Below are 16855 nucleotides of genomic sequence, written 5' to 3'. Positions count from 1 at the left end.
CACGAACAGGACGCGCGCCTTGCCGGGCGATGGTTGCCATGGCAATCGCTATCGCAGGTCCATTCGACCGGGGTCAATGCCCCATCGACCAGCAGCATGGCGCCACCCCGGGAACGCTAGAGCAGCGGCACCCGCAACAGCGCTGTCAGTCCGGCAATCCGGTCCCGCTCCATACGGTTGACCAGCGTCAGCGAACCGCCATGCTGATCGGCAATCGCGCGTGCCAGCGTCAGCCCGAGCCCGGCCCCGCCGGTCGCGCTGTTGCGCGATTCTTCTGCCCGCGTGAACGGTTCCATCATCCGCGCGATCGATCCGGCGGGAATGCCGGGGCCATCATCATCGATCTGCAACACCACCATCCGCCCGTCGCGATAGACGCGCACCCGTGCCCGCACACCATAGCGCAGAGCGTTCGATACCAGATTGCGCAAGGCGCGTCGTAACCAGATGCCGCGCACCGGCGCCACCAGCCGTTGCGACACCCCGGCAGTGGCATTGGTGTCCGCAGCATCGGTATCCAGCACGACATCATCGCCCATGTCGGCATATTCATCGATCACATCGGCGACCAGCGCCGAAATGTCGGTGGATTCGACCGGGTCGGTCGGGCGTCCAACACGCGCCAGCGACAGGATATCGTCGAGCGAACGGTTGATTTCTTCGATCGTGGCGGCCATCCGCGCGCGTTCGCCGGCGTCCTCCACTGCCTCGATCCGCACGCGCAGCGCCGCCAGCGGCGTTTTCAGATCGTGGCCGATCGCGCCAAGCATCACATTTTTTTCATCCAGCAGCGCGCTGATCCGCGCTTCCATCGCGTTTTGTGCGATGATCAGCTGTTGCATGTCACGCGGGCCCTGCGGCACCAGTTGATCGGCAATACCCGGATCGGCGGCAAAACTGGCCAGCCGCCCGGTCAGCGCGCGCAGTGGCCGGGTGATCCGCCGCAGGATGACCCACACCACCCCGGTCAGCAGGATATACGTCAGGATCGTCTGGCGCAGCAGCCGGAACAGCAGCAGCGATTCATTCATCGGCATGAAACTGCGCACGGTCAGCCAGCTGCCATCGGGCTGGCGTTCGGCGGCGACCACCAGCGGGGGCAATATGCTGTCGCCCGACAGGCGAAACCGCACCCGCAACGCCGCCAGCGCCGGCCGCAGCAGCGGATCATGTTCGGCATCGCGCGCCACCACCAGCAGCGTCCCGGGCGTTTCGCCCTGCGCCACCAGCATATCGCGCAACGCGGTTTCCACCTCGGTCAGCCGGTGGTCACCGGCCTGCGCGGGTGATCCGGCATCGCGATGCACGTGCAGTGCACGCGGCAGGCGCAACATGTCGTCGCCCGGCCCACCAGGCGGAAATGGCGGTGCCAGGCGGGCGCCAGCACCCGGCGCGCCAGCACCCGGCAGGGGCACCGCCAGCGGGCCATACGGCGGGCGGGCGCCGGGGGGGCACGGATCGGGTTGCCCCGGCCCGGATGCGCGGTTGTCGATCAGCCGCATCGCCGCGCCATTGACCAGCGCGGCGATGTGCCGCTGGTGCAATTCGTGCCATACCAGCCAGGCCGACAGCCCTTGTGCCACCAGCAGCGCGGCCGCGATCGCCAGCATCATCTGGCCCTGCAGGCTGCGCAGCCAGGTCACGTCAGCCCTCCCCGGCGATCTTGCGCACCTCGGCCGCCAGCATATAGCCGCCGCCCCATACTGTCTGGATCAGTTGCGGATTGCGGCTGTCGGGTTCGATCTTGCGCCGCAGCCGGCTGATCTGGTTATCGACCGCGCGGTCAAACAGATGCGCTTCGCGCCCTTGCACCATATCGAGCAGGCGGTCGCGGTCGAGCACCTGGCGCGGGTGATCAAGAAACGCCACCAGCAGCCGAAATTCTGCCGATGATATCGACACCAGCACGCCTTCGGGATCGATCAGCCGCCGTTTCAGCGGATCGAGCCGCCAGCCTTCGAACAGATAGACCACCGCATCATCCGCCGCCGACAGCGGCCGGGTGGCACGGCGCAACACGCTGCGGATGCGCGCCACCAGCTCGCGCGGGTCAAACGGTTTGACCACATAATCATCACCGCCAATTTCCAGCCCGACGATGCGATCGGTCGATTCACCCCGCGCGGTGATGAAAATGACCGGCAGACGCCGCGTTTCCGCCAGGTGGCGGCAGAGCGACAGCCCGTCTTCGCCCGGCATCATGATATCCAGCAGCACCAGATCGAACACCCGCCCGGCGATCTGCGCGCGGGCCTCTGCCGCGCTGGCGGCCTGGGTCACCGCAAACCCCTGGCGGACCAGGTAGTCGGCCAGCGGTTCGCGCAAGCCTGGTTCATCATCCACCAGCAGGATTTCGGTCAGCGATGGTTCGGTCATGTCGACCAGTCTATCCGATCGGGCAGTGCGGTCCAGCACGGTTGTCGGGATCGGCATCGGGTGCGTCATCGGCCCGGTCACATCGCGTCGGCCGGCGGCGGGGGCGGCATGCCTTCGCCGTGATGAGCGCCATCGTGTGAGCCGTGGTGCGGGCCATGGCCGGCGTGACCCCAGGCGTCGCGCATCGCAGCGCGCAATTCATCGCGAGTCAGCGTGCCGTTGTGATCGGTATCGAGCGCAGCGAACCGCGCCTTGATCGCGGCGTCGAACGCCGGCCGGGTGATCGCATCATCGTGGCGCGCCGCGCGCATTGCGGGATGAATGACCGCCATGCCGATCATGCCGCCCGGATGCCGCCCCATGCCGGGGTGCATGGGGCCATGATCCGCCCCGTCTTGATCGGGCCCGTCATGGTCCAGCCCGTCATGGCCGGGCGGCGGCGGGCCATCGGCATCGTCGGGATGATGGGCGTGCCATTGTGCGGCGCGGGCGTGGACCTGCGCCAGAAATTCGTCCTTGCTGACCATGCCGTCGTGGTTGGTGTCGGCTTTTACAAAATGTTCCAGCATCCGCGCATCGCGGTCGGCCGCGTCGATCCGGCCGTCGTGGTTGGCGTCCATGCGCGTCCACATCTTGTCGGCCATGGCGGTTACCTCGGCATAAGTGGCGGCGGGCCCGGGCCCTGCCATGGCCACTGGCGCGGCGCTGACCAGCGCGGCGGTGGACAGCAGAACAAGCGTAATCGCGGCGCAATGGATCGTTTTCATCGGCATGGTCCCTGGGCAAAGCCAATCCGGCGCCAATGCGCCGGTGGCAGGCGAAAGCCGCAGGGCGGCCCCGCGGGTCAGGCTGAATGGGGGGTGGCCTGCCCGGGGGTTGCTGGGGGCTGAAAAGGGCCACCCCGCGACTTTCTGACCAAGGGAATAGCCCCGACCTGTCGCAGGGCTATGCCCGAACCCACGCAATTTTGTCGCATTGTGTCGCGGGTTGCGCGCGTCTGTGCGTCGTGCGTCAGCCTGCGGACATGACAAAGGCGTTCAGCTTGTTGCCGTCGGGATCGCGGAAATAGGCGGCGTAAAAGCCGCCTTCGCCGCGCGGACCCGGCGCGCCTTCGTCGGTGCCGCCATGGCTGAGCGCCAGCGCGTACAGCCGATCGACTTGTGCCGCATCGCGCGCCGCAAATGCGACCATCACCCCATTGCCCACGCTGGCCGGCTGACCATCGAATGGCAGCGTCAGCCCGATACCGGGTGCGCCGCCGGGTGCGCCCCACGCCACCGAGCGATCGGTTTCAAACATGCGCGGCGTATCAAGCTCTGCCGCGATCGCGTCATAGAACGCCGCCGCGCGCACCAGGTCACTGGTCCCCAACGTCACATAGCCGATCATGGTCGTTCTCCCTTCCCGTCTGCACATCCGACCGAATCGGCCTGGACGGAACATATCAGGAACAAAGATGCCCCGCCAGATCGGATCAGCGCATCACAGTGGCGCGGTCGCGGCGTTCAGCCAGGTGCGATCCGCCACGTCCAGTTGCGGTGCCAGCAGGCTGCGCACATCGGCGTGATAGCGATCGATCCAGCCGCGTTCCGCCGCATCCAGCAGCGCCGTATCGATCAGCCGGCGGTCGATCGGCGCATGGGTCAACGTGGCAAATCCCAAAAATTCGCCCTCTGCCCCGGCAATGTCGCGCGGTTCGACCAGCACCAGATTTTCGATGCGGATGCCATAGGCCCCCGCGCGGTAATAGCCGGGTTCGTTGGAAACGATCATGCCGGGCAACAGCGCATGCGCGGTGCCCGCCTGCCCGCCCTGCGCCTTGGCAATGCGCTGCGGCCCTTCGTGCACCGACAGGAAACTGCCCACGCCGTGCCCGGTGCCATGCGCATAGTCCAGCCCTGCCGCCCACAGGAACTGGCGCGCCAGCACATCCAGCTGCGCGCCGTTGGTACCGGCGGGAAACACCGCGCGGGCCAGCGCAATGTGCCCTTTCAGCACGCGGGTGAACCGGTCGCGCACATCGGCCGGGGGCGCATCCGGCCCGATCCACACCGTGCGGGTCACATCGGTGGTGCCATCGCGGTACTGCCCACCCGAATCGACCAGATACATGCTGTTGGGCTCGAGTCTGCGGCAGGTTGCCTCGCTGGCGCTGTAATGCACGATCGCGCCGTTGGGCCCGGCGCCAGAAATGGTCCCGAACGACAGGTCGATCAGCGCATTGGTCGCGCGCCGCTCGCCCTCCAGCCGGGCCGACGCGGTCAGCTCGGTCTGTTCGCCCTGCGGCCCCACACGGTCCAGCCAGTGCAGAAACCGCGCCAGCGCCGCGCCGTCGCGCGCCTGTGCGGCGCGCTGCCCGGCGATTTCCACCGGGTTCTTGACCGCCTTTGGCACCAGCACCGGATCGGTCAGCGCGGCGATGGTCGCGCCGCCGCGTTCCAGCGCCTGAAAGACCGCGGCAACGCTGCGTTCGGGATCAACGCCCACGCGTTTGTCCGTCAGCCCCTCCAGGCTGGCGACAAATCCCTCACGCGGGGCAATCCGCACCCCGGCGCCCAGATGCGCGACCAGTTCGGGCGTGACCTTTTCGGGTGCGATGAACAGATCGGCGGTGCCATCGGCATGCACCAGCGCATAGGCCAGCGCGACCGGGGTACAATCGATATCGCTGCCGCGCATGTTGAACAGCCAGGCGACCGAATCGAGCGCGGCGATCACCACCGCATCGCAGCCATTGTCGGCCAGCCAGCGCGCCACACCGGCGCGTTTCGCATCGGCGCCGATGCCGGCATGTTCCAGCGCGTGGGGCACCGCGGGCGCTGCCGAAGGCGCGGGCCGGCCCTGCCAGATCGTATCGACCGGATTGCTGTCCACCGCCACCAGCACGCCCCCGCGATGCGCCAGCGCGCGGCCCACCGCATCGGCCCAGCCGCGCGTGTGCAGCCAGGGATCATAACCGATGCGCGCGTCGGCCGGGGCATGCATCGCCAGCCAGCCGGCAATGCTGACCGCGGGTACCTGTTCATAGCTGTAAAACCGCGCATCGACCTGGTCACGCACTTGCAAGGTATAGCGCCCGTCGACGAACATCGCCGCGCTGTCCGCCAGCACCACCGCGGTCCCTGCCGACCCGCCAAACCCGGTCAGCCAGGCCAGCCGCTGGGCATAGGCGCCGACATATTCGCTCATATGTTCATCGCAGATCGGCACGACGAACCCGTCAAGGTTCTGGTGTTTCAGCTGCTGGCGCAATGCCACCAGCCGCGCTTCGTGGGTGTTCATCAGCATGGCCGCGTTCCAGTGTCGTGTGCATGCCCGGCTTGCCGGGGGCGTCAACGCACCATAGATGCGAACCATGGCAGAAACCACCCCACCGCTCGACTCCGCCCTTTCGTCCGCGCCTTCGCCCACTTTGGCGCCGCCCGTCGCCGCAAAGCGCCCCACCAGCATGACCCATCATGGCGTGACCGTGACCGACGATTACGCCTGGCTGCGCGATCCGGCCTATCCCGAGGTGACCGACCCCGCGGTACTGGCGCATCTTGAGGACGAAAATGCCTGGTTTGCCGCGCGCATGGCCGGGCAAGCGCCGCTGATGGATCACCTGTTCACCGAAATGCGCGGCCGCATCAAAGAGGCGGACCGGTCCGTTGCGCAAAAGGACGGCGATTACCTGTACTGGGTCGAATATGCCGAAGGCGCCGAATACAAGACCTGGTGGCGCCGCCCGGTGGCCGACACCGCCGTGCCCGACGAACTGATTTTCGATGAAACCGCCGCCGCCGCCGACGCCGAATATTTCCGGCTGGGCGCGATTTCGGTATCCAACAATGGCCGTATGCTGGCCTATGCCATCGACAACGACGGGTCGGAACGGTTCGTGGCGCGGGTCAAGGTCATCGCCACCGGCGAACTGCTGGCGCACGAAATTCCCGACACATTGTCCGGCCTGATCTGGAACCATGACGATACCGCGCTGGTCTATGCCCGCGTCAACGACCAGTGGCGCACCGATACCGTGTTGCTGCACAAACTGGGGACGCCAGCGAGCGAGGACGTCGTGCTTTACCATGAACCCGATGAAGGGTTCCGCGTCGGCGTCGGGTTGTCGGCCAGCGACCGCTGGCTGGTGATTTCAACCGGCGACCATGAAACCGGCGAAACCCGGCTGGTGCCGATCACCGATCCGGCCGCGCCGGCATTGCTGGTGCGCGCACGGCAGACCGGGGTCGAATACGATGTCGATGTGCGCGACCACGGCAACGGGACCGAACCGCTGCTGTTTATCCACACCAACGACACCCACGAAAATTTCCGGCTGGCCACCGCGCCGCTGTCCGCACCCGGCACCTGGACCACGCTGATCGAAGGCAGCGACGAATTCTATCTGACCGGGTTTGACCTGTTTCGCGATTTCTATGTCGTCGAAGGCCGGGTGCGCGGTCTCGACCGGATCGAACTGCGCTATTACGATGATCCGGCGCGGATCGAACCGATCGCCTTTCCCGAAGCCAGTTTTGAAGCCGGGCTGGCCGACAATCCGGAATGGGCCACCGATCGCTTGCGGCTGACCTATGAATCGATGGTCAGCCCGGCCACGGTCTATGACTATCACGTCGCCACCCGCACGCTGGAACTGCTGAAAGTGCAGGAGATTCCATCGGGTTATGATGCGTCGCTATACCGTACTGAGCGCATCGAAATCACCGCGCGCGATGGCACCCAGGTGCCGGTATCAATCATGCTGCGCAATGATCTGGTGGGGCCGGCGGCGCTCTATCTCTATGGCTATGGCGCCTATGGAATTGCGATCGGCCCGGGATTTTCCACCGCGCGGCTCAGCCTGGTTGATCGCGGCATGGTCTATGCCATCGCGCATATCCGCGGCGGCGATGATCTGGGCCGGCGCTGGTACAAGGATGGCAAGCTGGACAAGCGCACCAACACCTTCAACGATTTCGTCGATGTCGCGCGCGGGCTGATTGCGCGGGGCATGACAGAGGCCGGCCGGATCGCCATCAGCGGCGGATCGGCCGGCGGCGAACTGATGGGCGCGGTAATCAATTCCGATCCCGATCTGTGGGGCGCGGTGGTCGCGCATGTGCCGTTTGTCGACGTGCTGAACACCATGCTGGATGAAACCCTGCCGCTGACGCCCGGCGAATGGCCCGAATGGGGCAACCCGGTCGAAGATGCCGAGGCCTTTGCGCTGATCCGGTCCTATTCACCCTATGACCAGGTGCGCGCCCAGGCCTATCCGCCGCTGATGGTTACCGCCGGGCTGAACGACCCGCGCGTGACGTATTGGGAACCGGCGAAATGGGTGGCGCGGCTGCGCGAATTGAAAACCGATACCAACGAACTGGTGCTGAAAACCAACATGGGCGCCGGCCACGGCGGCAAATCCGGCCGGTTCGAAGCCTTGCGCGAAACCGCCGAGGAATTCGCGTTCATCCTGTGGCAGCTGAAACTGACCAACGTCTGATTTCATGGCCAACCGTTTCACCATGGGGTTCACCGCCAATGCCGCCGACATCGACGAACTGGGCCATGTCAACAACGCGGTGTGGCTGCGCTGGATGGAACAGATCGCGGTCGCGCACTGGCAGGCCGATGCCGCGCCAGGCCACCGCGACCGCTACATCTGGGTGGTGACCCGGCACGAAATTGATTATCGCGGCAATATCGGGGTGGGCGAAAGCGTTCTGGCCGAAACGCACATTCCCGCCGCCCCGACCGGCGCACGGTTTGACCGGTGCACCACGTTTACCGGCGCATCCGGCGCGGTCCTTGTGGCGGCACGCACCACCTGGGCGCTAATCGATCGCGCCAGCGGGCGGCTGGCGCGGGTGACAACGGATATCGCCGCGCCGTTCCTGCCCTGATCAGGCGGGATCGGGCAGCGCGTCGCCCGCATCCGGCGGCACCGGCTTGGCCCGCGCTCGGCGTGACCGTGCGGGTGCGCTGTCGAGCAATTCCAACGTGGTATGCGCGTCGTCCAGGCCATATTGCGCGCGCAAGTCCTGCTTGAACGCGTCGACCTCCACCTCGGTTTCCAGATGGCGGATGGAAATGCGCCGCACGATCAGATCACCCACCGTGTCGATCAACGTCAGCGTGCGGCCAGAGGTCAATTCGACCAGCCGCGACACGTCAAACCCGTTGGACAGGTTCCAGTTCTGCCGATCCCAGCTGACCAGCGGGCGCTGGCAATAGCGGCACGTGCTGGTGACCGACCCATCGCTGTCACGATGGCGCTCGCGCACCGGCAGGTGCACCCGGGTAAACCAGCACTGTGTCAGCGCTTCCATGCGCAGGGGTGCCCTTCCAAGTCCGGTAACCGACAGCCCATCCATTCGGGATGGAGGTGGCACAATCCGGCAATCATCCAGCAAGGACGGCGGTAAACAGGTCACTTTAAGTGGCCCTCGCGTCAGCCTTGATCTGTTGTTCCAGGCGCCAGATCTGACCGGACGAACGCTGCCGCAAACCGGGCGATCAGCGCCCGTTACGGCCAGAATGATACCAAAACGGCCTGAAAACGGGCTTTGCCTGCAAGTTCGCAACCATCTCCGCACCGTTACTGCGTGATGCGTGCATCGCCGCCATTTATACTCGGGCTGAGCATCGCATGACGGGCAAATCAAAATGAACATGTTGAAATTTTTGCTGAGATATGTGCCCCATCGGCATCGACCCATCCGAAAACGGGTAAGATGGAATGGAAAAATGTATAGCGGCCGATGCAGCGTCTGCGATGAGCGGATCGCAAAAACGCGAAAGAACTCCTGGGCGCGTTTGTCGGCTGACGAAATTTGACCGGCACATACGAAAAATCGGGCGACGGAAAACCGGGCACGCTGCGCTTTTCGCCATTGAACCGCATAGCGCCGATGCAGTGCTCCGGCCCCGCGTTTGAAGAGCCGGTCATACCCCAATGGCCACCCCTCGTGTGCGTGATGCTGATGGCTTTGGGGTCCGTGCTGTCCTGGGCAATCGTGATTCTGGCCATCCGCTGCCTTTAGAGCATGCTGCGCCAGCGCCAGACATTGCAACCAGATCATAACTGCCCCGCAATCGCCATGACGCGGGAAAGATGGAGGCGCTTATTTTGATCGAGTCCAAAACAAGCGCCTGATTCTTTACTTTATAGCGATTTCCACGCCGTGAATTGGCCCAATTGACTGGGCATTACGGCAGGGCCGTTCATAAAAAACTTGCACAAAAACAATGCTGTGGTCACAGCGGATTGCCATCCTTGTCGCGATAGATGTCGCGGCGGCCGACATGGTTGGGCGGGCCGACAAAACCATCGGCCTCCATCCGTTCAATCCATTTCGATGCGGTGTTGTACCCCACGCCCATCTGCCGCTGGATCCAGCTGGCCGATGCCTTCTGGCTTTCGAACACCAGCTGGCACACCTGGCGGTATTTGCGTTCTTCGGGATTGTCCGACGCGGTGGCATCCAGATCGTCAAAGCCGAACCCGCCATCGTCGGGCTCCTCGGTGACCGAATCGACATATTCGGGCGCGCCCTGTTTACGCCAGTGGTCAGCGATGCGCTCCACCTCTTCATCCGACACAAACGGGCCGTGCACACGCTTGATCGGGTCGGTGTTGGGTTTGTACAGCATGTCGCCCCGGCCCAGCAGCTGTTCGGCGCCCTGTTCGCCCAGGATGGTGCGCGAATCGATGCGGCTGGCCACGGCAAAGCTGATGCGCGTCGGCAGGTTGGCCTTGATCACCCCGGTGATCACATCCACCGACGGGCGCTGGGTGGCCATGATCAGGTGGATGCCGGCGGCGCGGCTCTTTTGCGACAGCCGCTGGATCAACACTTCGATTTCCTTGCCCACGGTGATCATCAGGTCGGCCAGTTCGTCGACGATAATCACGATCTGCGGCAGGGTCTGGTAATCCAGCTGCTGTTCTTCATAGATTTCTTCGCCGCTGTCGGGATCAAACCCGACCTGGATGCGCCGCCCCAGCGGTTTGCCCTTGGCCGCCGCGGCGCGCACCTTGTCGTTGAAACCCGACAGGTTGCGCACGCTGATTGAGCTCATCTGGCGATAGCGGCGCTCCATTTCCTCCACCGCCCATTTCAGCGCGCGCACTGCCTTGGCCGGTTCGGTCACCACTTGCGACAGCAAGTGGGGGATGTCGTCATAGCTTTTCAGCTCAAGCACTTTGGGGTCGACCAGGATCAGCCGGCACTGTTGCGGGGTCAGCCGGTACAGCAGCGACAGCAGAATGGCATTCAGCCCGACCGATTTGCCCGATCCGGTGGTGCCCGCCACCAGCAGATGCGGCATGGTGGCAAGGTCGGCGATGATCGGTTCGCCGGTAATATCCTTGCCCAGGATGATCGGCAGCAGGCCCTTGGCATTGACGAACTTGTCACAGGCAACCAATTCGCGGAACGACACCATTTCGCGCGTCACGTTGGGCAATTCGATGCCCATCACCGTGCGGCCCGGAATGGCGGAGACGCGCGCCGAAACCGCGCTCATGTTGCGGGCGATATCGTCGGCCAGCCCGATCACCCGGCTCGCCTTGATCCCCGGCGCGGGTTCAAGCTCGTACATGGTCACCACCGGCCCGGTGCGCACCGCCATGATCTCACCCTTGACGTTGAAATCATCGAGCACGTTTTCCAACAGGCGCGCATTGCGTTCCAGCGCCAGCTTGTCGATTTTCGGCGCGGTGCTGACCGGGATTTCATCGAGCAGATCGATCGGCGGCAGTTCAAACTTGTCAAACAGGTCGCCCTGGCGTGGCCGTTGCAGCGGGGCGGGGGTGGTGTTGCGCGGTGGATCGGTAATTTCGGTCGGCCGGCGCGGCGCGGCGCCCTCGGCCGGGGGCGCATCGTCGCCCAGCGTGACCGTAGGCGCGGCGCTGGCGCGCGGGCGCGGTGGCGCCGCATCCGCATCGGGCGCATCGCCATCATGATCGGCGGCCTCGGCCTGGCGCCGGAACAGCGCCAACGGATTCAACCGCCAACCTTCCAGCGCATAGACCCGGCAGCCCAGAAACAACCCCAGCCCGCCCGCGACCACCGCCACCGCCACGGTCACCCAGCCGGCCGCAGAGCCAGCCACCGGGCCGGCAAAATGCGCGCCCCAGCGGACCACGCCGCCGCCGATCAACCCGGCGATTCCGCCTGCGCCGGCGGGCAACGCCCCGCCCGGCCGGGTCCAGGTCAGCGCCGCCGCCACATCGATCAGCAGCACCGCCGCCAGCATCAGCCCGACCAGCGCCCACCACGCCGTCGGCACAGGCAGATCGGCATCGTCATCGACCACCGCGATCAGATCGCCAGTGCCATCCCACAGCCGTCGCGCCATCACCAGCAGCAGCGGCAAAGCCAGCATGACCGGCAGGCCAAACAGCACCAACAGCCGTTCTGCCGCCCAGGCGCCCGCCAGCCCCATCCAGTTTTCCACCGGGCTGCCCGACGCGGTCGAACCCGAAGGATCGGTCTGGGTATAGCTGACCAGCGCGCACACCAGAAACACCAGCAGCGCAAACAGGCCGGCGCCACCGATCAGTTCGGCACTGCGCCGCACACTGCGCCGCAGGATGGCGCGCCAGTCCGACCGGCCGGCGCGCGATGCGGCGCCGGATGCCGACTTTCCCGCCCCTGTTTTGGGCTGCCGTGGTGTGATTGCCCGCGATGCCATCGTGCATGAACCTTTGAAGCTGTGGCCGTACCATGCGCCAAAACAGTGGGAATCGTCAAGAATCCAAGGATTTTTCGCGAGTCGCCGGTTTTACGCCGGTTTCGGCCGCGGCCCGGGTGAGCCCGAGGGCGGGCGATGCATGTCCGCCCCGGACCGGGGAGGATTTTGCGGTCTGGAGGAAATCGGTATAGCGCTTGCGCATGACTGACGAAGCCACCGCAATCGCCCCATCCCCGCTCGCCACGATCCGCGCACGCATGGCGCAGGCAGCCGCGCTGGCCGGCCGCAACGTCGATGACATTGCGCTGGTCGCGGTGTCGAAGACCCGCAACGCTGAAGAAATTCAGCCACTGATCGATCAGGGCCAGCGCATATTCGGCGAAAACCGGGTGCAGGAGGCGCAAGGCAAATGGCCCGCGCTGGTCGCCGCGCAGCCCGAAATCCGGCTGCATCTGGTCGGGCAATTGCAATCGAACAAGGCCGAGGACGCGGTGCGGCTGTTCGATGCGATCCATTCGCTTGACCGCCAATCGCTGCTGACCGCGCTGGCCCGCGCGATGGACCGCACCGGGCGGCGCGTGCCGTTGTTCGTGCAGGTCAATATCGGCGAAGAAGCGCAAAAGGGCGGCTGTGCGATTGCCGATGTGCCCGCGCTGCTGGCGGGCGCCCGTGACCATGATCTGCCAATCGCCGGCCTGATGTGCGTGCCACCTGCAGCCATCGAGCCTGCGCCGTTTTTCGCGCTGCTGCGCAAAATTGCCACCGACCACGGGCTGCCCGGGCTGTCGATGGGCATGAGCGACGATTTTGAAACCGCGGTCATGCTGGGCGCCACCCATGTCCGCATCGGCAGCGCGCTGTTTGGGGCGCGGGCTTAGAGCGGGATGAGTTTTGATTGACTCGCTGTTAGCCCCTCCCCTCAGGGGAGGGGTTGGGGAAGGGTGTCCGAGGCCCGAATTATCGCGCACCACCGCAGCGTTGGACACCCCTACCCAACCCTTCCCCTGAGGGGAAGGGCTTTTTATTCAGTGCCTTGCGCTGACTATCGTGAATTTCACCTGGCTCTACGTCTCGGTCCCGCCCGCTTCGGCATAACGGATCAGTTCGTCACCGGCCAGCGTGACCACGTGCAGCAGGTTGGTCGATCCCGGCGTGCCGAACGGCACCCCCGCCAGCGCGATCAATTTTGACCCTGCGCCGCCAAACCCGTGGCGCAACGCCATGCGTTTGCCCTTGGCGATCATTTCTTCAAAACTGCCGATGTCGCGGGTGCTGACCGCATGCGCGCCCCACAACAGCCCCAGCCGCCGCGCGGTGCGCACCGCCGGGGTCAGCACCAGCATCGGCACGCCCGGGCGTTCGCGCGCCACACGGCGCGCGGTCGAACCCGATCCGGTAAACACGATGATGCCCGAAATCGGCAGGGTGCGCGCGATCGACGCGCAGGCGCCGGCCAGCGCGTCGGCAGTGGTCGGATCGGGCGGGGTTTCAATGAAATTGACCCGCGCCTGGTAACCGCTGTCGCGTTCAACCTGCACCGCGATGCGGTTCATGATCGTCACCGCCTCTTCCGGCCAGGCGCCGGCGGCGGTTTCGGCCGACAGCATCACCGCATCGGCGCCGTCATAGACCGCATTGGCCACGTCGGAAACTTCGGCACGCGTGGGCGTCGGCGCCTCGATCATCGATTCCAGCATCTGCGTGGCGACCACCACCGGTTTGCCCTGGCGCCGCGCCATGGCGACGATGCGCTTTTGCAGCGGTGGCACTTCTTCGGGGTTCAATTCCACCCCCAGATCGCCGCGCGCGACCATGATGCCATCGGACAGTTCGATGATTTCATCCAGCCGGCCGATCGCGGCGGGCTTTTCGATCTTGGCCATCAGCGCGGCGCGGCCGTTGATCAGCTTGCGCGCCTCGGCCAGGTCTTCGGGCCGTTGCACAAACGACAGCGCGATCCAGTCGGCACCCTGTTCGATCGCGAACGCCAGGTCGCGGCGGTCCTTGTCGGTCAGCGCGGGCACCGGGATCACCGCATCGGGCACGTTGACGCCCTTGTGGTTGGAAATCACCCCGCCAACCTCGGCCGAACACAGGATTTCGTCGGCATCGGCGCGGATCACGCGCAGCCGCAACTTGCCATCGTCGATCAGCAGCCGCTGACCTTTTTTCAGCACGCCAAACAGTTCGGGATGCGGCAGGCAGACGCGCGTTTCATCGCCGGGTTCGGGATTGCGATCGAGCGTGAAGTGCCCCGAATGGCGGATCACCGCGCGCCCGTCCCTGAACATGCCGACACGCAGTTTGGGCCCCTGCAGATCGCACAGCACGGTGATCGGCCGGTTAATCACCACTTCCAGCGCGCGGATCGATGCGATGGTTTCGGCATGGGTGGCGTGATCGCCATGGCTCATATTGACGCGAAACGCATCAACCCCGGCGTGGTGCAGTTTTTCCAGCATATCGGGCGCGCGGCTGGCCGGGCCGACCGTGGCCAGGATCTTGACCATCCGGCCGCGCAAGGGATGCCAGGCGGCGGAAATGGTATCGGGATCGGTGTTTGCCATGGGGCCAGCCTCGCTTTGTCGTTCAAATACGCGCGACCTGTGCCACCTGCCCGCATGAGACTGTGGCCACGGGACTGCGACGGGGCTATGGCGCATGACACCTTAAAACCCAAGACCCTATTCCCTCAGGACCTTTCGCATGGATACGAATTCCCCCCAGGATCACGCGCGCGATCCGCTTGACAGTTTGCCCGATGACGTTGCGGCAGCGGCGTTTCGTCGGCTGGTGCGCCATTTGCGCCACCGCCACGATGCGCAGAATATCGATCTGATGGGCCTGGCCGGGTTTTGCCGCAATTGCCTGGCCGACTGGATCATCGATGCCGGCGCGCCGCTGGACAAGGTGGCAGCGCGCGAAGCAATCCACGGACTGCCGGCGGCGGAATGGAAGGCCCGGTTCCAGACCGACGCCACGCCCGAACAACTGGCCCGCATGGCCGACAGCATGAAGCTGAACGCCCGCTAATACGAAGTCGCGCAACGCGCGACTCATACCTCCCGCCCCGCCTCCCCACCCGACCACCACAGCATGATGGTATCATTGGTGGTCGGGTGGGGAGGCGGGGCGGGAGGTATGACTGCACGTCAGTGCAGCTTCGTATAATCACCACTATCGTCGGGTGCACCGGTATATTCCGCGTCGGGGTCGGGCACACGCGGCGGTTCGCCCGGCGCGGGCGGATCAAACGCTGCGACCGGGATCGGGCCGATCAGCTCACCGTCGTCCCAGAACACCTCTGGCCAATCGCCCGGGTCCAGCCCCACATGCTGCAGCGGGGTGTAATAATAGCGGCTGAAGGCATAGGCCACGCGCGCCTGGCCCAACGCAGCGCGCACCCCAGCCGGCGCCACCAGCTGTCCGCGATAGCCGCCAAACGCCCAGTTGTCGGTGGTGCGCGGGTCGGTCAGCACCACCAGCGGAAACGGGCAGCGTGGTGCCCCGAATTCGACGCGGCAGGCTTGTTCGATGACCACTCCTTCGGCCTCGTGACTGGCCAGCAGCGCGGCGCCGGGGTGCGCCGCCACGGTGCGCACGGTCTGGCGCCAGTCCTGCGGCACGCTGATGTACACCACCGTCAGCAGATCGATCAGGCCCAGGATCAGCACCGCCGCCAGCACCGCCGGGCCTGCCCCACGCACCACAGCGCCGGTCGCGCGGCGCCACCAGCCCTGCGCCGCATGATCGGCTGAAAGCGCGGGCAGCAGCGCCGCCGATGCCACCAGCGCGGTAAAGCTAAACGCCCAGTGCAGCGTGAAATCGGAAATGATCGGGTGGATCGCGTCGGTCGCCTTGAACACCGGCAGCGTGACCAGCGCCACGCCGGCGGCCAGCCGCACCAGCCGCACCTGCCGCCCGCGCCACGCACCGATGACCACCAGCACCGCCATCAGCACGGCGCTGGCCACGCCACCGGTCAACAATTGCAGGTTGCAGGTGGCCCAAAAATCGCTCCACCCCAGCGATTCCAGCCAGGCAATATTGGCCGCCCGGCCGCTGCGCAATTGCGCCACGGCCATGATCAGCACCCAGCCCGACAGCACCATGGCCACGGCATTGGCGGCAAACAGCGCCGCGATCCGCCGCCAGGCAATGCCGCGCCACACCACCGCCTCTGCCAGCACCACCACTGTCGCGATCACCGGCCACAGCACCATCGTGGTGTGGCAAAAAATGGCGATGACCGCCCCGCCGCTATACATGGCCCAGCCGCGCACCGCCGCACGCCGCGCGCCCGCCTCCAGCGCTTCGACCAGCCCGATGAACGACACCATGACCGCCAGCCGCGCGCAGCCATAGCCGCGCAGATAGGTCGCCTGATAAATGTCCGACCATGACAATGCGAACAGCAGCAACCCCAGCAGCGCAGGCAGCCAGCCCAGCCGCCGCCGCACAAACACGCCAAACAGCACCAGTTGCGCGCAGCCGATCGCCAGCGGCAGCGCGCGCAGCCACCAGTGCCCGATCGGAAGAACTGTGGTCCACACCTTCAGCAGCGAATAAAACAGCGGCGGATTGGTTTCGCGCACCATCCACCAGCCCCACAGGTGGCGCCACGGCTGGCTGGCAAAATACAGCGACGCCATTTCATCGAACACCATCGACGCCGCCGCATGGCGCAGGCGCAGCCCCACCGCCAGCGCCATGATCGCCGCCGCCAGCAACATACAGGTCGTGCCGGGGCGGATGGCGGGGGTGCGCATGGCACCCCGCATACCGGCGGCACCCGGTG

14 protein-coding genes are annotated in these 16855 nt (G+C 65.5%); 4 read left to right on the top strand and 10 right to left on the bottom strand.

Translation table 11 applies throughout. From position 1 onward, the window contains the following. Nucleotides 1-116 precede the first annotated feature (116 nt). From ABWP89_RS13375 to ABWP89_RS13355, 5 genes are all read right to left on the bottom strand, one after another. Nucleotides 117-1643, bottom strand: coding sequence for a sensor histidine kinase (locus ABWP89_RS13375; protein WP_353229868.1), 1527 nt, complete (start codon nt 1641-1643; stop codon nt 117-119). 1 nt (nt 1644) lies between these two features. Further along, nucleotides 1645-2376, bottom strand: coding sequence for a response regulator (locus ABWP89_RS13370; RefSeq protein ID WP_353229899.1), 732 nt, complete (start codon nt 2374-2376; stop codon nt 1645-1647). Between the two features lie 77 nt (nt 2377-2453). Further along, on the bottom strand, nt 2454-3143 hold the full coding sequence (locus tag ABWP89_RS13365; RefSeq protein ID WP_353229867.1) for an EF-hand domain-containing protein: 690 nt from the start codon (nt 3141-3143) through the stop codon (nt 2454-2456). Between the two features lie 244 nt (nt 3144-3387). Beyond that, nucleotides 3388-3765, bottom strand: coding sequence for a VOC family protein (locus ABWP89_RS13360; RefSeq protein ID WP_353229866.1), 378 nt, complete (start codon nt 3763-3765; stop codon nt 3388-3390). 93 nt (nt 3766-3858) lie between these two features. Continuing rightward, nucleotides 3859-5658, bottom strand: a complete 1800-nt coding sequence (locus ABWP89_RS13355) for an aminopeptidase P family protein (protein WP_353229898.1) — start codon at nt 5656-5658, stop codon at nt 3859-3861. A 64-nt stretch (nt 5659-5722) separates the two neighbouring features. Here ABWP89_RS13355 and ABWP89_RS13350 point away from each other — a divergent pair, with 64 nt between their 5' ends. Both ABWP89_RS13350 and ABWP89_RS13345 read left to right on the top strand, forming a co-directional pair. Beyond that, nucleotides 5723-7861 (top strand): S9 family peptidase, encoded by a 2139-nt coding sequence (locus tag ABWP89_RS13350; protein ID WP_502915290.1) that lies wholly within the window; start codon nt 5723-5725, stop codon nt 7859-7861. Between the two features lie 4 nt (nt 7862-7865). Beyond that, nucleotides 7866-8261 (top strand): acyl-CoA thioesterase, encoded by a 396-nt coding sequence (locus ABWP89_RS13345; RefSeq protein ID WP_353229863.1) that lies wholly within the window; start codon nt 7866-7868, stop codon nt 8259-8261. On the opposite strand, the gene ABWP89_RS13340 is transcribed toward ABWP89_RS13345, so the two are convergent. From ABWP89_RS13340 to ABWP89_RS13330, 3 genes are all read right to left on the bottom strand, one after another. Next, nucleotides 8262-8687, bottom strand: coding sequence for a hypothetical protein (locus tag ABWP89_RS13340; RefSeq protein WP_353229862.1), 426 nt, complete (start codon nt 8685-8687; stop codon nt 8262-8264). A 332-nt stretch (nt 8688-9019) separates the two neighbouring features. Beyond that, nucleotides 9020-9388 (bottom strand): hypothetical protein, encoded by a 369-nt coding sequence (locus ABWP89_RS13335; RefSeq protein ID WP_353229860.1) that lies wholly within the window; start codon nt 9386-9388, stop codon nt 9020-9022. 227 nt (nt 9389-9615) lie between these two features. After that, nucleotides 9616-12057: an FtsK/SpoIIIE family DNA translocase gene (locus ABWP89_RS13330; protein WP_353229859.1), complete on the bottom strand. Its 2442-nt coding sequence runs from the start codon at nt 12055-12057 to the stop codon at nt 9616-9618. Nucleotides 12058-12257: 200 nt separating this feature from the next. On the opposite strand from ABWP89_RS13330, the gene ABWP89_RS13325 reads away from it, so the two are divergent. Then, the gene (locus ABWP89_RS13325) at nt 12258-12935 is read left to right on the top strand and encodes a YggS family pyridoxal phosphate-dependent enzyme (RefSeq protein ID WP_353229857.1); all 678 of its coding nucleotides are present in this window, start codon (nt 12258-12260) and stop codon (nt 12933-12935) included. 186 nt (nt 12936-13121) lie between these two features. On the opposite strand, the gene pyk is transcribed toward ABWP89_RS13325, so the two are convergent. After that, on the bottom strand, nt 13122-14624 hold the full coding sequence (pyk, locus tag ABWP89_RS13320) for a pyruvate kinase (protein WP_353229856.1): 1503 nt from the start codon (nt 14622-14624) through the stop codon (nt 13122-13124). Nucleotides 14625-14763: 139 nt separating this feature from the next. Here pyk and ABWP89_RS13315 point away from each other — a divergent pair, with 139 nt between their 5' ends. Further along, a complete protein-coding gene (locus ABWP89_RS13315; RefSeq protein WP_353229855.1) occupies nt 14764-15090 on the top strand; it encodes a DUF1244 domain-containing protein in 327 nt (108 codons plus the stop codon). Nucleotides 15091-15209: 119 nt separating this feature from the next. On the opposite strand, the gene ABWP89_RS13310 is transcribed toward ABWP89_RS13315, so the two are convergent. Then, complete coding sequence (locus ABWP89_RS13310; protein WP_353229853.1) at nt 15210-16826, bottom strand: glycosyltransferase family protein; 1617 nt, start codon at nt 16824-16826, stop codon at nt 15210-15212. Between the last annotated feature and the right edge of the window lie 29 nt (nt 16827-16855).

The sequence above is a fragment of the Novosphingobium sp. genome, assembly GCF_040398825.1.
Classification (GTDB): Bacteria; Pseudomonadota; Alphaproteobacteria; order Sphingomonadales; family Sphingomonadaceae; genus Novosphingobium.
Note: the sequence above shows the minus strand (reverse complement) of the source record. Positions and strands in the feature narration are given on the sequence as shown.

Bases quoted from the DNA above. Each gene is read 5' to 3' on its own strand.
- ABWP89_RS13370 (WP_353229899.1), bottom strand. From the start codon at position 2,376: ATGACCGAACCATCGCTGACCGAAATCCTGCTGGTGGATGATGAACCA.
- ABWP89_RS13365 (WP_353229867.1), bottom strand. From the start codon at position 3,143: ATGAAAACGATCCATTGCGCCGCGATTACGCTTGTTCTGCTGTCCACC.
- ABWP89_RS13360 (WP_353229866.1), bottom strand. From the start codon at position 3,765: ATGATCGGCTATGTGACGTTGGGGACCAGTGACCTGGTGCGCGCGGCG.
- ABWP89_RS13355 (WP_353229898.1), bottom strand. From the start codon at position 5,658: ATGAACACCCACGAAGCGCGGCTGGTGGCATTGCGCCAGCAGCTGAAA.
- ABWP89_RS13350 (WP_502915290.1), top strand. From the start codon at position 5,723: ATGCGAACCATGGCAGAAACCACCCCACCGCTCGACTCCGCCCTTTCG.
- ABWP89_RS13345 (WP_353229863.1), top strand. From the start codon at position 7,866: ATGGCCAACCGTTTCACCATGGGGTTCACCGCCAATGCCGCCGACATC.
- ABWP89_RS13340 (WP_353229862.1), bottom strand. From the start codon at position 8,687: ATGGAAGCGCTGACACAGTGCTGGTTTACCCGGGTGCACCTGCCGGTG.
- ABWP89_RS13335 (WP_353229860.1), bottom strand. From the start codon at position 9,388: ATGGCCAGAATCACGATTGCCCAGGACAGCACGGACCCCAAAGCCATC.
- ABWP89_RS13330 (WP_353229859.1), bottom strand. From the start codon at position 12,057: ATGGCATCGCGGGCAATCACACCACGGCAGCCCAAAACAGGGGCGGGA.
- ABWP89_RS13325 (WP_353229857.1), top strand. From the start codon at position 12,258: ATGACTGACGAAGCCACCGCAATCGCCCCATCCCCGCTCGCCACGATC.
- pyk (WP_353229856.1), bottom strand. From the start codon at position 14,624: ATGGCAAACACCGATCCCGATACCATTTCCGCCGCCTGGCATCCCTTG.
- ABWP89_RS13315 (WP_353229855.1), top strand. From the start codon at position 14,764: ATGGATACGAATTCCCCCCAGGATCACGCGCGCGATCCGCTTGACAGT.
- ABWP89_RS13310 (WP_353229853.1), bottom strand. From the start codon at position 16,826: ATGCGCACCCCCGCCATCCGCCCCGGCACGACCTGTATGTTGCTGGCG.